Source organism: Nonomuraea sp. B1E8 (genome assembly GCF_039871515.1).
In the GTDB taxonomy this organism is placed as follows: domain Bacteria; phylum Actinomycetota; class Actinomycetes; order Streptosporangiales; family Streptosporangiaceae; genus Nonomuraea.
This window is the reverse complement of record NZ_JBDPLS010000013.1, coordinates 84,599-98,039: the sequence shown is the minus strand read 5'-3', so window position 1 is coordinate 98,039 and position 13,441 is coordinate 84,599. Positions and strand designations below refer to the sequence as shown.

Here is a 13,441-nt window from a genome sequence, read left to right as displayed (position 1 = left end):
GACCCGACGGCTTCACCACCGTCCAGTCGCACGCGGACCGACGGATGTGTCGCTCGGCCCGGTCCCGCCGCGACGTGGATCTCGACGTCGCCGAGGGAGTTCCGGTCGAACGCGGGCCGGTCAGGTGTAGGCGATCAGCCGCCCGCAGGCGACCACCCCTGCCCACGTGACGAGTGAGACGGCGCCCGCAGCCCTGGCCGCCGCCGGCGCGCGGCGGTGGCCGTCCCACGAGCCCACGCGGCGATAGACGCCGAGGTGGAACACCGCGACGTTCAACCCGGCCACCACCAGCAGGACCAGTTTCACCGGCGCGGCGCCGGTGCTCGCGATCTCCTTGGCGCCCGACGTGAACATCGCCGTCCCGGACACAGCCGCGGCGGCGAGCCCGGCGCGGGCCACCGGCAGCAGCCGCCGTGCCGCCGTCGGCACCGAGATCGCGTCCCGGCCCGCGCCGAGCAGCCGCAGGTCGAAGAGCGCGGCAGGACCGACCAACAGCGCCAGCCCCAGAAGGTGCACGATCTCCAAGGAGGAGTAGACCCACGGGGTCACCCTTACGAACTCCGCCACCCAGGTTCCCTCCAGCCACATGAGCACGTCCATCGCACCAAGGGCGAGCGGTCTCATACCCCCTTGCCGCCTTTCCTCCTGATGCGCACAACCACCACCGCGGTACCGGCGGCCACGAGGACGCCTGCGACGAGCCAGGGCGATGGTCCGGCACCGCTGCCGATGTCGGAGCCGGTCGCCAGGTCGTCGCTGCCGTGGTCGCCGGCCGTGGGTCCGGTCTCGGAGCCGGGAGACGTCGGGGGAGGGCCTTCCGGCAAAGGCACCGAGCGCTGCCTGATCGCCCGCCCGTCCTGCCTGATCAGGAGCTCCGGCCGGAACTCCTCCGCATGCTCGCGATGGGTGTACCCCACTGCCTCGAGCCGCTCGCCCTGGTTCACCCGGTCCGGCATACCCCAGGCCGCCAGCCGTTCGATCGGGGCGAGGATCAGCACCACCTCGTCGTCCTGGCCGTCGTACGCCTGGGTGCGCCGCAGCACGTCCCGTCCTCCGAGCTCCTCCAATTCGGCCGGAATGGAGCGCTCGGCCAACCCGGACGGCAGCCGTACGGGGGCCGTCACCCGCAGCCGGATCTCCGGGTGCGGGTTGCCCCACCGGACCTCCGTCACCGTCCCTGACACATACAGGGGCCGCTCCGTCCTGAAGTCCTCCCAGCCATGGTGAAGCGCACCAAGGAGAGTAAGCCCGACAATCGTCGACTTCATCATGAGGCCACCCTCCCTGCCCGTGTCGATTACGGGGCATCCAGAGCGATATAAGACTCGATTAATATCGATGGCATATGAATCTGCAGCAGTTGCGCTACGCGGTGGCGCTCGCCGAGGAGCTCAACTTCGGCCGGGCGGCGCTCCGGGAGGGCGTGCGGCAGCCGCCGTTCAGTCAGCAGATCGGCAGGCTGGAAGAGGAGCTAGGGGTGCGCCTGTTCGAGCGCACGACCAGGCAGGTACGCCTCACCCCCGCGGGAGAGGCCTTCGTCGCCGAGGCCCGCACGAGCCTGGCCCACGCCGCTCTTGCCGCCGAATCGGCCCGCCGTGTGGGCAGAGGAGAGGCGGGGCGGCTGGTGATCGGGTTCGTCGGGTCGGCCACGAACATCACGCTGCCGAGAGTGCTGCGCCGCTTCCGCGCCCGCTATCCGGGCGTCCAGGTCGAGCTGCGCGAGCTGGCCACCGCGCATCAGGCCGAGGAACTGCGGCAGGGGCTGCTCGACGTGGGCCTCCTGCACGCTCCGCTCGCCGGCCCCGCCGCCGAGGTTCTGACCACCCGCACCGTGGCCCGCGAACTGCTCCTCGCCGCCCTCCCGGCCGACCACGCGCTTGCCACGCGTGGGTCGCTCCCGGCCGCCGCCCTGGCCAGGGAGCCGTTCGTCATGTTCCCGAGGCGGTATGGACCCGCTCTGTACGACCGGATCACCTCCGTCGCCCTGGCGGCCGGGTTTGAGCCGGTGATCGTGCAGGAGGCGGTGCAGATGCAGACCATCGTGGGGCTGGTGGCGGCGGGGATCGGTGTGTCCATCGTGCCCGAGTCGGTGGCCCGGCTGCGGCGCGGCGACGTGGTATTCCGCCCGCTTTCACCGCCGACCCGGGTCGTCACGCTGGACGTGACCTGGCGTACAGGTGATCCCAACCCGCTGGTCCGCAACTTCCGCGCCCTCTTTCCGGCACCACGTCAGCCGCGGCAGGTCCGGCCGTAGCCGAACGCCGCGGCGGCGCCCCGGCCGGCCAGATCACGCACCGGCCGGTGATGATCGGGAGGGCGTTGACGGCGATGTCGCCAAGCAGATACTCGCCGACCAGCGGAGCGGGAACCAGCAGGCCAAGTGCTGGAAGAATGCGTTTGGATCACGTCTGCCCTCACCGGTTGTAGAGCCTGCGTGCCCACAGGTATCCGCCCAGCGCGATGGCCGCGCTCCACAGCGCCGCCGCCGCGAAGCTGGATCCCGTGGGCTGCCCGGCCAGCAGCGCGCGCAGGGTTTCGATGACCGGTGTGAACGGCTGGTGTTCGGCGAACCAGCGCAGCGGGCCCGGCATCGACGCCGGCGGGACAACGCCGCTGCCCAGGAACGGCAGCAGCATCAGCGGCATCGGCAGGTTGCTGGCCGTGGCCACGTTCTTGGTGACCATGCCCAGCGCGGCCGACAGCCAGGTGATGGCGAAGGTGAACATCGCCAGCACGCCGACCACCCCGAGCCAGTCCAGCGCGGAGGCGGCGGGGCGGAAGCCGATCAGCAGGGCCGTCAGCGTCACCGCTGTGATCGCGATGAAGTTCTGCACGAGCGCGCCGAGCACGTGCCCGGTCAGGACGGAGACGCGGGCGATGGCCATGGTCTTGAACCTGGCGACGATGCCCTCGGTCATGTCCACGGCCACCGAGATCGCGGTCACCTGCGCGGCGCTCGCGATCGTCATGATCATGATGCCGGGTGTGATGTAACCGGCGTAGGTGGCGCGGTCGGCGCCGATCCCGGCGCCCATGATGCCGCCGAGGACGTAGACGAACAGCAGCAGGAGCACCACCGGGACGCCCGCGCAGGTGAGAATCAGTGTGGGGTAACGCCAGAGGTGCCTGATCTGGCGGCGCAGCATCGTCGCCGAGTCGGTGATCGCTCTCATCGGGCAGACTCCTCGGTCAGGGCGAGGAAGACGTCGTCCAGGTCGGGCGTGTGCACCGACAGTTCAGCGACGTCGATGGCCTGCGCGTCCAGCCAGTCCAGGAGTTTGCGCAGCGCTCGCACCCCGGTGTCGGGAAGCTGCACCGTGAGGGACTCGTCGTCGCGCGAGGTGGCTTCCACGTGGGATGCCGCCCTGAAGTAACCGTCGGGATCGGCGAAGCGCACGACCAGATGCCCGCCGGGGACCAGCCGCTTGAGCTCGCCCGGCGTCCCCTCGGCCACCAGGCGGCCCTGGCTGAGCAGCGCGATGCGGTCGGCGAGTTCGTCGGCCTCCTCCAGGTACTGCGTGGTCAGGAAGATCGTCACCCCGTCCTGTGAGACCAGGTCCCGGACGATCTGCCACATGGTGCGGCGGCTGCGGGGGTCCAGGCCCGTGGTCGGTTCGTCGAGGAAGATGAGCCTGGGCGTGCCGACCATGGTCATGGCGAGGTCGAGCCGGCGGCGCATGCCGCCCGAATAGGTGACCGCGGGCTTGCGTGCGGCGTCGGTGAGGTCGAAGCGCTCCAGCAGTTCGCGGACGCGCCTGCGACCCTTGGCGCGGCCGAGGTGGAGCAGGTCGGCCATGAGCCGCAGGTTCTCCTCGCCGGTGAGGAAGCTGTCGACCGCGGAGAACTGGCCGGTGACGCCGATCGCGGCACGCACCTTGTCGGGTTCCTTGGCCAGATCGTACCCGGCCACCCAGATCTCGCCCGCGTCGGCCTTGATCAGAGTGGACAGGATCTGCACTGTGGTGGTCTTGCCCGCGCCGTTCGGGCCGAGCAGCGAGAAGACGGTGCCCTGCGGGATGGTGAGGTCGATGCCGTCCAGGACATGGTGGGCGCCGTAGGACTTACGCAGCCCCGTCACCGAGACGAAGGTTCGCATCGCGTTCATCCCCGATCCCAGGTGACGGGCAGGCTGCTCACGCCGTACACCTGCGAGGGGTCGGTGCGCAGCGACAGCTCTTCAGCCGGTACGGCGAGCCGCAGCGTCGGGAAGCGGATAAGCAGCGCGGGAAACGCGACCCGCATCTCGATGCGGGCAAGCTGCTGACCGAGGCACTGATGGACACCGTGGCCGAAGGCCAGATGCCCGGCGGCCGAGCGGCGCAGATCGAGTACGTCGGGGCCTGCGAACCTGGCCGGGTCCCTGTTGGCGGCGTTGATCGCGATGACGACCGTGTCGCCCGCCTTGAGCTGCCTGCCGCCGAGCTCCACGTCCTCCAGCACGCCGCGCATACCGGTGGCGGCGACGGACAGATAACGCAGCAGTTCCTCCACGGCGCCGACGGCCAGGTCGGGGTCGCCGCGCAGGGCGGTGAGCTGGGCCGGGTTGCGCAGCAGGGCGAAGGTGCCGAGCGCGAGCATGTTGGCGGTGGTGTCGAGCCCGGCGCCGAGCAGGAAGGCGGCCACGCCGCCGAGCTCCTCGTCGGTCAGGTCGCCGCCGGTGGCCAGGTCGCTGAGCAGGTCGTCGGTGGGCTTGGCCCGCTTGGTGAGCGCGAGTTCTCGCAGGTAGGTGCCGAGCTCGACGAAGGCGGCGTACTGGTGCTCAGCTGTTCCGGCGTCCGACAGCGCCCGGGTGGAGCTCTGGAACCGGTCGCGGTCCTCGTACGGCACCCCGAGCAGCTCACAGATCATCAGCGCGGGAACCGGCTGCGCGAAGACCTCGACGAGGTCGGCGGGCGGCCCCTGCCGCTCCATCGCGTCGAGCCGCTCACGGGTGATCTCGGTGACCCGCTCGGTGAGCAGGCTCATCCTGCGGACGGTGAACTTGCCCGCCAGTAGTTTGCGGAAGCGGGTGTGCTGGGGTGCGTCCATGCCGGTCAGGTCGCCGACGGGGGCGGGCGGCAGGTGCCCGCCCGCCAGGGGGTGGTAGTGGGTTTCGTAGCGGGAGCTGAAGCGCGGGTCGGCGAGGATCTGGCGGACCAGGTCGTATCCAGTGATCATCCAGACGCCTGGGGCGCCCTCGGGCGCGGCCAGGCGGGCGATCGGCTGCTCTGCGCGTAGGGCGGTGAGCGACGGGGCGGGATCGAAGGGACAGCCGGGTGCGCGGTCGAGGGAAGGGGTGACCGGCTCATCGCGATAGTACGTGTTCGACATGATTGAAAGCTACGTTGCATTCAGAAATTCTGTCAATCAATCGATAGATATAATCGCAGGTAGAAGCCAATATATTGATGCGTTGACGCTGCAAGCGAACGCAATGATTCGTTGCGTTGTGTGACGCCGAACGCAATACTGGCGTCATGCCAGAAGGAAGGTTGACCCGGCAGGACCGCCAGCGCATCGCGACCGGCCTCGCCGAAGGGCGTTCGTACGCCGAGATCGCCAGGCGACTGGACCGGCCGACCTCGACGATCAGCCGGGAGATCGGCCGCAACGGCGGCCCCAGCGACTACCGCCCCGAGCGGGCACACCAGGCGGCAGCGCGGCGGGCGCGGCGCGGCACCCCGGCCCGTTCGCCCGAGGCCGAACCCCGGGACCGCAAGATTTTCGAGGTGGAAGAAGGAGCCGTCGAGATGGCGATCGGAATGGGCCTGCCGAAGATGATGGCGCGCGTGCTCATCAGCCTGTGGCTGAGCGAGGACGGCAGGCTCACCGCAGCCGAGCTGTCGCGCGGGCTGAAAGTCAGTCCCGCCTCGATCTCCATGGCGGTGGGCTACCTGACCCAGCAGGGCCTGATCAGGCGCGAGCGTGATCCGCAGCGGCGGCGCGACATCTACGTGGTCGACGACGACGCCTGGTACCACTCGACAGTGATCAGCTCGCGGCAGACGCTCGCGGCGGCGGAGATCACGAAGGCGGCGGGGCAGACGCTCGGGCTCGACACGCCCGTGGGACGCCGCCTGGCCAGGGGCGGTGCGTTCCTGGAGCGGATCAGCCTGGACGCTCTGGCGTCGGCCGAACGCTGGCGCGACCTCCCGCCGTGATCACACCGCCGGGATTGTGCCCCCGATGTCACGTACTGTCGTCCAATCGCCCCCTCAACGCCCACGAGGCCATGGACCTGTTCCAGGTCCTCATGGCCACCCGGCTGCTGAACACGGCGAAGCGTAGGCGGAGAAGGAGCGACTCTCGACGCTGCACCAGCTGGAGAAGGCGTCGCGCACGCTGGCGGTGGAGATCGATCCAGGGGAGGGGCGGGTGAGCATTCTCACCGACGGTCCTGTCGAGGAGGGGCAGGTACGCGCAGCCGTGGAAGCGGCAGGCTGCGCCGTCGCGGCCTCCTGACCCGTGGACGCGAGGCCCGCCATCGCCAGTGTGGCGGGCCACTCGCCCCCAAGACGGGTGTCATGGGGGCACGGCACCCAGCAGGTGGTCGCGCCACTGGTCATCAAGACCGCTCACCTTGATGACGTCGCCGGCCTGCGGGGCATCGACCACGTGGCGACCGCTGGCGGCCGGCGAACGCCAGGAAGTGATCGCCTGGCAGCCGTCGCCTCCGGGCGGCCAGCCATCCGACCCACCCGTTCCGGGCTGATCTCGCGTTCGACCTGATCGCGTCCACCGAACAGCGCGTGGACGCTCAGGCCCGCCGCGATGACAGGGGCCGGTCAGACGGCTGGGACCGGGTACGGAAGCTCACAGCGTGCTTCCTGTCCGACCTTGAGGGCCAGCTTCCCGACATAGTGATCGTTCAGGGCGCGATGCGCGTCCTCGACTCGCTCCATCGGGAAGGTTCGGGCGACGTGGACCTCGAAGGAACTCGCCTGGATGATCGCGTTCAGCCGATCGGTGGTGGTGCGGCTCCGATCCCCGTCGTAGTAGGACACCGGCGCGCCCGGCGACGTCGCGAGCACGGGCAGGACACCGTTCGGCCAGGCGATCCGTCCCGAGTTTTTGATCGCGCGAAGGGATCGTTCGGCGATCTCGCCTCCCACGGTGACCAGAGCCGCATCGAGCCCGCCCGGTGCGAAGTCGAACGCCGCAGCCAACACATCGTCTTTGCGGCCGTCGATGGCGTCGTCGGCGCCCAGCCGCCGGGCCAGGGCGACACCGTCGTCACCCGAGGCCACGGCCAGTACTCGGATGCCGTTGTGCCGCGCCAGCTGCACGGCCAGGTGGCCGATACCCCCGCTGGCGCCGAAGACCATGAGCGTCTGGTCCGGCCGCAGGCCGAGCAGATCGAGGCCGCTCAGTGCGGTCAGGGCATCCCAGGCCATCGCGCCGGCCTGCTCCGTCGGCAGCCGGTCGGGCACGCGCGCGACGTACTCCGCCTCAACGACGCCGTACTCGGCGTAGAAGCCGCCACGCGGCACCGGCATCGTCGCAGCGTAGACACGCTCGCCCACGTCGAACCGGGTGACGTTGCGCCCGACCGCGGCCACCGTGCCCGCCGCGTCCCAGCCGAGGACATAGGGGAAGGTCGACGCGACGCCGAAAGCGCCGTCGTAGTCCCCCTCGCGCTCGACCGCGTCCCAGGACCCGACCCCTGCGTACTCCACCCGGATGAGGACGTCGTCGTCGCCGACCTCCGGGAGTGGTATCCGGCGCGCTGAGAGTTCGTCGATTCCGCCGAAGCGGTCAAGGACGACCGCGTTCATCTGCGGCACCACGATCGCGCCGCCCGTTCTGCGCTCGGCTCTGCTGTCCATGGGCCCTCCTTGTTACTTGAGTGAATCAAGCATCATTGGACCACAGCTATTTGAGTGAATCAAATAACTCCGCTAAGCTGGCGGCCATGTCGCTGCCGAACGGCCCCGTGGCCACCTCGTCCAAGGCCGAGGCTGTCTTGTTCGACCTGGTGGACATATATGACCGCGCCTACGAGGCGGCCGCGGCCGAGGTGTCGCTCAGCTCGGCGCAGGCATGTGTGCTCGGGCGACTCGATGAGCAACGCGGCATGGGCGCCCTGGCCGAGGAGCTCGGCTGCGATGCCTCCAACATCACCCAGATCGTCGTGCGTCTCGAAGCGCTCGGCCTCGTGACCCGCGAGCCGAATCCCCGGGACCGCCGCGCACGACTCGTCGCGCGAACTCCCCGAGGAGACGAGATCAACCAGCGGTTCGCCACGGCCTTCACCTTCGCCCGTACGGCGGTCGGACGGCTCTCACCCGACGAACAGGATCAGTTGACGGCGCTGCTGCGCAAAGCACTGGGCTGACACGCACCCGTGGCCCCAATGTTCGGCCTCGTGGGCCTGCTGGTCACGGGGTGCGCGGGCGAGGGCCCCGGCTCCGACGACGCCGCTGCCCGGCCGGCATCGGCTGCCACCGTGCTTCCGCAGAAGCTGTCCGAACCGCCCGCGATGCCGAAGGGGGAGCCGTCTCCTGCCGACGACGCCACGTTGAGCGAGAATCTGGCGTACGAATTGCGCCGCAAGACCCTTGCAATGGCCAAGGCCGCGGGCGAAGTCACCGCCCGGTGCCCCAAGAAGGTGGCGCCGAAGAACGGTACACGGGTCACGTGCAAGACCACCTACGAAGGGCTTGAGGTGGTGTGGGACGTGAACATCGGCGAGAAGTCCGTCCTCTCGGACAACCTGGTGGAATATGAGGCGGTCCCGCGCAGGGAATCCTCACCCGCGACGGCGTCGCGCGCCTGCTCTACGGCAACTACCGCGACAGCATCGACTATGCCCTCTGCAACGACATCCCAGAGGCCGTGCTCGTGCCGTTGAACGCGAAGACCACGTACACCTGCGAGGTCGTCTTCAAAGGCAAGCAGCCGACGGGATATGCCGAGGCGGTGCGGGTTACCGAGGCCGGACCGCGAGTCTCCTGACATGCCGGGACCACGAGGGGTGTTCGGAGGTCATCCTGCGGCTCGATCAACGTCTCGGCGGGCACCACTTGTCCCGGCTGCAGGGCGAGCAGGGACAGCGCCATGCGCACACGAGGGCTTCCGACCTCGAGCGGTGTCCCCTCATCGGTGAAGACCCGGATCCGCCCCGCAACCCAACCCGCACCACCCCACGTTCCCAGAGCCCACCCATCGGCACCCCGCCGACCGGAGCGCACATCCGCTGGACCGACCAGGTCGAAGTTGGCGCGCGGCTTGACCATCGGCAGCGTACCCCCGACTCGGCATGCTCAGATGGGTTGAAGGTTCGACTCGGGGCATAGATCAGATCGCTGGTCGCCGCGGCAGGGTGCTCACCGCCTCTTTGCCACCGTGAAGACTTACCCGGTCCAGCGTGATCGTGGTGTCGCTGAAATGGATCCGGCCGCCTCGTAGTCCCGGCTGGGTGTCGAGCCGACTGCCGATGCGCCTTGGCAGGCCGCGTGGGCATTTACATACATGCAGTATGTATGTACCCTCTTTGGGGATATTTCCAGGAGGAACGCTCATGCAGGCGATACAACAATCGGCGTGGGGCGACACCGAGACCATGGCGCTGGTCGAGGTGGCGAGACCGGCGCCGGTCTTCGGCGAGGTGCTCGTCAGGGTCGTGGCGGCCGGGGTCAACCCGGTGGACGTCTACACACGCCGCGGGCAGGCGTACAACCGGGTGCTCGACCTGCCGTTCATCAACGGCTGGGACGTCGCCGGGGAGGTGGTGGAGACCGGCTACGGCACGCCCCGGTTCCATCCGGGCGACAGGGTTTTCGGAATGCCGTGGTTCCCCCGCGCGGCGGGCGGCTACGCCGAGTACGTCACCGCCCCCGCCCGTCATTTCGCCCGCATGCCGGAGGGCCTGGCCTTCACCGAGGCCGCGGCGCTGCCGCTGGCCGGCCTGACGGCGTGGCAGATGCTCGTCGAGGTCGCCGCCATCGCGCCCGGACAGCGGGTCCTGGTCGCGGGCGCGGCCGGAGGCGTGGGGCACCTGGCGGTCCAGATCGCCAAGGCCCGCGGCGCACACGTGACCGGCACCGCGAGCGCCGCCAAACACGCCTTCGTCCGCGGGCTGGGCGCGGACGAGGTGATCGACTACACCACGGCCGAGGTGTCCGCCGCAGTGCGGGACGTGGACGTCGTCATCCAGATGTTCGGCGGCCGGGCGGGGCTCGCGGCGCTGGAATGCCTGCGGCCGGGCGGTGTCCTGGTCAGCGGCCAGGCGGCCTGGACTCCGGGGTTGCACGAGCGTGCCCGCGAGCTCGGCGTGCGCGCCGTGGACTACCTCGTCGACCCCGACGGGGCGGGGCTCGGCGCGCTGGCCGAGCTCGTCGCCGGCGGGCGGCTCAAAGTGCATGTCGACGCGGTCTTCCCGCTGGCGCAGGCGGCCGCGGCCCACGACCGCATCGCCGACGGCCACACCACCGGCAAGATCGTGCTCGCCGTCGGTGAGCCCGCGTGAGACGAGGAGACATGGGGATGTCCGAGAAGCACATCACGCCGACCGAGGTCGTACGGGCCTACGCACGGGCGAAGAGCCGTGCCGACATCCCGGCGGCGATGCGGTTCTGTCACCCGGACGTCGTCTTCGAGACGATCGCCTTCCGGGCCGTCGCGACCGGCTGGGACGAGGTCGCCCGGCAGAACACCGCGTTCCTGCGTACCTTCCCCGACTACGGCGTGGAGTTGGAGTACCTCGTCGAGGCCGGTGAGCTGGCCGTCGGCGCCGGGACGGTCCGGGCCACCATGATGGAGAGCCTGGTGGGGATCGAACCCACGGGCAGGTCCTTCGCACTGCCGTTCGCCTGCCACTGGACCGTGCGGGACGGGCTGATCGCCCATGAGCGGTTCTTCTTCGACTTCCATCAGATGTGCGAGCAGCTAGGACTGTCCACCGAGGCCGCGGCGGCGAAGTTCACCGCCTGGCGCGAGCGTGCGGAAGAGGCGGCGCGATGACGACGTACGTGCTGGTTCATGGTGCTTGGCACGGCGGCTGGTGCTGGCGCGGCGTGGCCGCGCGGTTGCGGGCGGCCGGGCACGAGGTCCACACCCCGACGCTGACCGGCCTCGGTGAGCGCGCCCACCTGGCGGGGCCCGAGATCGGCCTGCGGACGCACGCGGACGACGTCCTGGGCCTGCTGATGTACGAGGATCTCCGGGACGTCGTGCTCGTCGGGCACAGCTACGCCGGTCTCGTCGTGCGCGAGGCCGCCGACCGCATGCCGGAACGTGTCTCCCGCATCACCATGGTCGACGCCTGGGCGGGCCGGGACGGGGAGTCGCTGGACGACCTGGCCCCCGCCTTCTTCCGCGACTGGATCGAATCGGTCACCGTCGACGGCCTCATCACGCCCGCCCCCGCGGCCACCGTCGGCGTGACAGAACCGGACCAGGTCGCATGGCTGGAATCCAAGCTGACGCCCCATCCGCGGCGAACGTTCTCCGAGCCGGCCCGGTTGTCCGGGGCCGTCGACGCGATCCCGTGCCGCGCGGTGCTCTGCACGCCCGGTGGCCCCATGCCGTTCGCCCGGCTCGCCGACGAGCATGGCTGGGCGGCCACGGTCCTGGACGCCGGTCACGACGCCATGGTCACCGCACCGCGCGCCCTGGCGGACGTCCTCCTGCGGGACGCAAGCGGCTCCTGACCCGATGCCGAGAACGAGATCCCGTGAAGAGAGGTGCGACGTGGCCGAGGTGAAGATCGGTTACCTGTTGCCGACCCGCGACCGGGCCGCGGGCGGTGACGACGACCTGGCCCGGCTGATCGAGCATGCCCGCCACGCCGACGTCCTCGGGTTCGATTCCGTCTGGACCGGAGACAGCCCTCTCACCCGGCCCCGCGCCGATCCCCTGCTCCTGCTGTCCGCCGTCGCCGTCGCCGCACCGCGGCTCACGATCGGCACCGCGACGATGCTGCCCGCACTCCGGCATCCGATCCTGTTGGCGCACCAGCTCGCCACGCTGGACCGGCTCGCCGGCGGACGGCTGATCGTCGGGATGGGAGCCGGCTTCCCCACCGCCGGCACCCAGGCGCAGTTCGACACGATCGGCGTCCCCTTCCGGACCCGCTTCAGCCGTCTCGAGGAGTCGATCGAGGTGATGCGGCGGTTGTGGAGCGGCAAGGACGTGTCGTTCACCGGCCGGCACTTCGACTTCAGCGGGGTCACTCTCGCGCCCGCTCCGGCCCGTCCCGGCGGCCCGCCGATCTGGCTGGCGGGAAGCGGCGAATCCGCCCTGCGGCGGGTGGCCCGCCTGGGCGACGGCTGGTTGCCCTATCCGCCTGACGTCGCCGACTACGCTCGCGAGCGGGCGGCCGTCCACCGGCTGGCGTCCCGTCCGGTTACCGCCGCCCTGTACGCGACACTCTGCCTTGACGACGATCCCCAGCACGCGCGCAAGCTTCTGCGCAAGAGCATCGAGCGTTACTACAACGCCCCGTTGGAACAGGTGGAGAAGATCCAGGCCATGTTCGCCGGCCCTCCGGGGGACGCCGCCGCCTGGCTGAACCACTACGTCGGGGCAGGGGCCCGGCACCTCGTCATCCGCCTGGCCGCCGACGACCATCACGCGGCCCTGGAACGGTTCGCCGCCCGCGTTCTCCCCTTGCTCGACATGTGAGGACGACCGGCCACGGCTCGTCCGGGACGCCGGCGCCGCGTACGTTCTTCTATGGCCCTCCACTCGGGTCGCTGTCGCCAGGGGGACGGTGGCGCGCTCGTGCAACGTCGGCCTCATTCCGGTGATCAAGGCCGGGGTTCCCGCGCTGACGGCGGCCGGTTGATCGGCGCGGAGAAGGGTTACTTCCACGCCGTCCGGGAGCCCCTGGTTACTCACAGCTACTTTGCGGCTGGTGACACGGACACGAGCGGAGGGCCCGGAAATCCCAGAGTTCAGCCGAACCGAGGGTTCCTCACGCTGAACCCCAAGGGTCTTCAGGCTTCATGGATGGTTTCGACCCTTGGGTTCGCCTGAACCGGCGGGGTCCTGTTCTTCTGCCGCACTCGTCAGGAGTCGGCGTAGCGGATGGCGGTCTTGGGGTTGAGGCCGAACACCGCGGCCAGGTGCAGCGGGTCCGGACCGCATGCCAGCGCTTCGTCGAGCTGACGGTTGACGCGGAGCCGTTCCAGGGTGGTGCTGAACGCCGTGGTGCTCTGGACGACGCGGTACATCGACGCCGCCGTCGACCAGCTCGGCGCCGAGGGCCACGAGATCCGGGACGAGGGCATCGCGCGGCTCTCCCCGCTCAAGCACCGCAACCTCAACGTCCTGGGGCGTTACAGCTTCACCGCATCCGTCCCACGCGAGGGGCTGCGGCCCCTGCGCGACCCGGACCCGCCGGAGCTGGACGACGACGAGACCGGCACGGAGTGAACTCGCCAGGCGCGGAAATCATCTTGGCGGGTAGTGGCTGAGACCATGACCAGCACGACCTGTCATGACGGGCCTCACCGGGCAC

16 protein-coding genes are annotated in these 13,441 nt (G+C 69.9%); 9 read left to right on the top strand and 7 right to left on the bottom strand.

Going from position 1 to position 13,441, the window contains the following annotated elements:
* Positions 1 to 120 precede the first annotated feature (120 nt).
* Together ABGA98_RS35185 and ABGA98_RS35180 are read right to left on the bottom strand one after the other, a co-directional pair.
* The gene (locus ABGA98_RS35185; protein ID WP_347622745.1) at positions 121 to 624 is read right to left on the bottom strand and encodes a hypothetical protein; all 504 of its coding nucleotides are present in this window, start codon (positions 622 to 624) and stop codon (positions 121 to 123) included.
* A complete protein-coding gene (locus ABGA98_RS35180) occupies positions 621 to 1,172 on the bottom strand; it encodes a hypothetical protein (RefSeq protein ID WP_347622744.1) in 552 nt (183 codons plus the stop codon). The genes ABGA98_RS35185 and ABGA98_RS35180 overlap by 4 nt, the downstream gene beginning before the upstream one ends.
* 173 nt (positions 1,173 to 1,345) lie before the next feature.
* Here ABGA98_RS35180 and ABGA98_RS35175 point away from each other — a divergent pair, with 173 nt between their 5' ends.
* Positions 1,346 to 2,254 (top strand): LysR family transcriptional regulator, encoded by a 909-nt coding sequence (locus ABGA98_RS35175; protein ID WP_347622743.1) that lies wholly within the window; start codon positions 1,346 to 1,348, stop codon positions 2,252 to 2,254.
* 160 nt (positions 2,255 to 2,414) lie between these two features.
* On the opposite strand, the gene ABGA98_RS35170 is transcribed toward ABGA98_RS35175, so the two are convergent.
* Genes ABGA98_RS35170 through ABGA98_RS35160 form a run of 3 tightly spaced genes read right to left on the bottom strand, consistent with a single transcriptional unit; the run spans position 2,415 to position 5,310 of the window.
* Positions 2,415 to 3,173, bottom strand: coding sequence for an ABC transporter permease (locus ABGA98_RS35170; RefSeq protein WP_347622742.1), 759 nt, complete (start codon positions 3,171 to 3,173; stop codon positions 2,415 to 2,417).
* Positions 3,170 to 4,105, bottom strand: coding sequence for an ATP-binding cassette domain-containing protein (locus ABGA98_RS35165; RefSeq protein ID WP_347622741.1), 936 nt, complete (start codon positions 4,103 to 4,105; stop codon positions 3,170 to 3,172). Before ABGA98_RS35165 ends, ABGA98_RS35170 begins: the two co-directional genes overlap by 4 nt.
* Positions 4,102 to 5,310: a cytochrome P450 gene (locus ABGA98_RS35160; RefSeq protein WP_347622740.1), complete on the bottom strand. Its 1,209-nt coding sequence runs from the start codon at positions 5,308 to 5,310 to the stop codon at positions 4,102 to 4,104. Before ABGA98_RS35160 ends, ABGA98_RS35165 begins: the two co-directional genes overlap by 4 nt.
* A gap of 146 nt (positions 5,311 to 5,456) precedes the next feature.
* On the opposite strand from ABGA98_RS35160, the gene ABGA98_RS35155 reads away from it, so the two are divergent.
* Entirely contained in the window at positions 5,457 to 6,140 is a 684-nt protein-coding gene (locus tag ABGA98_RS35155) for a helix-turn-helix domain-containing protein (RefSeq protein WP_347622739.1), read from the top strand.
* Between the two features lie 624 nt (positions 6,141 to 6,764).
* Here the strand turns inward: ABGA98_RS35155 and ABGA98_RS35150 are convergent.
* Positions 6,765 to 7,754, bottom strand: a complete 990-nt coding sequence (locus ABGA98_RS35150; RefSeq protein ID WP_347622738.1) for an NADP-dependent oxidoreductase — start codon at positions 7,752 to 7,754, stop codon at positions 6,765 to 6,767.
* Positions 7,755 to 7,891: 137 nt separating this feature from the next.
* Between ABGA98_RS35150 and ABGA98_RS35145 the strand changes: the two genes are divergently transcribed.
* The 6 genes from ABGA98_RS35145 to ABGA98_RS35120 all read left to right on the top strand — a co-directional run bounded on the left by ABGA98_RS35145 (position 7,892) and on the right by ABGA98_RS35120 (position 12,603).
* Complete coding sequence (locus tag ABGA98_RS35145) at positions 7,892 to 8,314, top strand: MarR family transcriptional regulator (RefSeq protein ID WP_347622737.1); 423 nt, start codon at positions 7,892 to 7,894, stop codon at positions 8,312 to 8,314.
* A 30-nt stretch (positions 8,315 to 8,344) separates the two neighbouring features.
* Positions 8,345 to 8,830, top strand: coding sequence for a hypothetical protein (locus ABGA98_RS35140; RefSeq protein WP_347622736.1), 486 nt, complete (start codon positions 8,345 to 8,347; stop codon positions 8,828 to 8,830).
* Between the two features lie 669 nt (positions 8,831 to 9,499).
* Positions 9,500 to 10,447 (top strand): NADP-dependent oxidoreductase, encoded by a 948-nt coding sequence (locus ABGA98_RS35135; protein ID WP_347622735.1) that lies wholly within the window; start codon positions 9,500 to 9,502, stop codon positions 10,445 to 10,447.
* A gap of 17 nt (positions 10,448 to 10,464) precedes the next feature.
* Positions 10,465 to 10,941, top strand: coding sequence for an ester cyclase (locus ABGA98_RS35130; protein WP_347622734.1), 477 nt, complete (start codon positions 10,465 to 10,467; stop codon positions 10,939 to 10,941).
* Positions 10,938 to 11,630 carry an alpha/beta hydrolase family protein gene (locus ABGA98_RS35125; protein ID WP_347622733.1) on the top strand — a complete coding sequence of 231 codons (693 nt, stop codon included), beginning with the start codon at positions 10,938 to 10,940 and terminating at the stop codon, positions 11,628 to 11,630. The genes ABGA98_RS35130 and ABGA98_RS35125 overlap by 4 nt, the downstream gene beginning before the upstream one ends.
* Positions 11,631 to 11,670: 40 nt before the next feature.
* On the top strand, positions 11,671 to 12,603 hold the full coding sequence (locus ABGA98_RS35120; RefSeq protein WP_347622732.1) for an LLM class flavin-dependent oxidoreductase: 933 nt from the start codon (positions 11,671 to 11,673) through the stop codon (positions 12,601 to 12,603).
* 386 nt (positions 12,604 to 12,989) lie between these two features.
* Here ABGA98_RS35120 and ABGA98_RS35115 read toward each other — a convergent pair whose 3' ends face one another.
* Positions 12,990 to 13,154: a hypothetical protein gene (locus ABGA98_RS35115; RefSeq protein WP_347622731.1), complete on the bottom strand. Its 165-nt coding sequence runs from the start codon at positions 13,152 to 13,154 to the stop codon at positions 12,990 to 12,992.
* Here ABGA98_RS35115 and ABGA98_RS35110 point away from each other — a divergent pair.
* Positions 13,132 to 13,356, top strand: coding sequence for a Tn3 family transposase (locus ABGA98_RS35110; protein ID WP_347622730.1), 225 nt, complete (start codon positions 13,132 to 13,134; stop codon positions 13,354 to 13,356). The two genes, ABGA98_RS35115 and ABGA98_RS35110, sit on opposite strands and share 23 nt — an antisense overlap.
* Positions 13,357 to 13,441 lie beyond the last annotated feature (85 nt).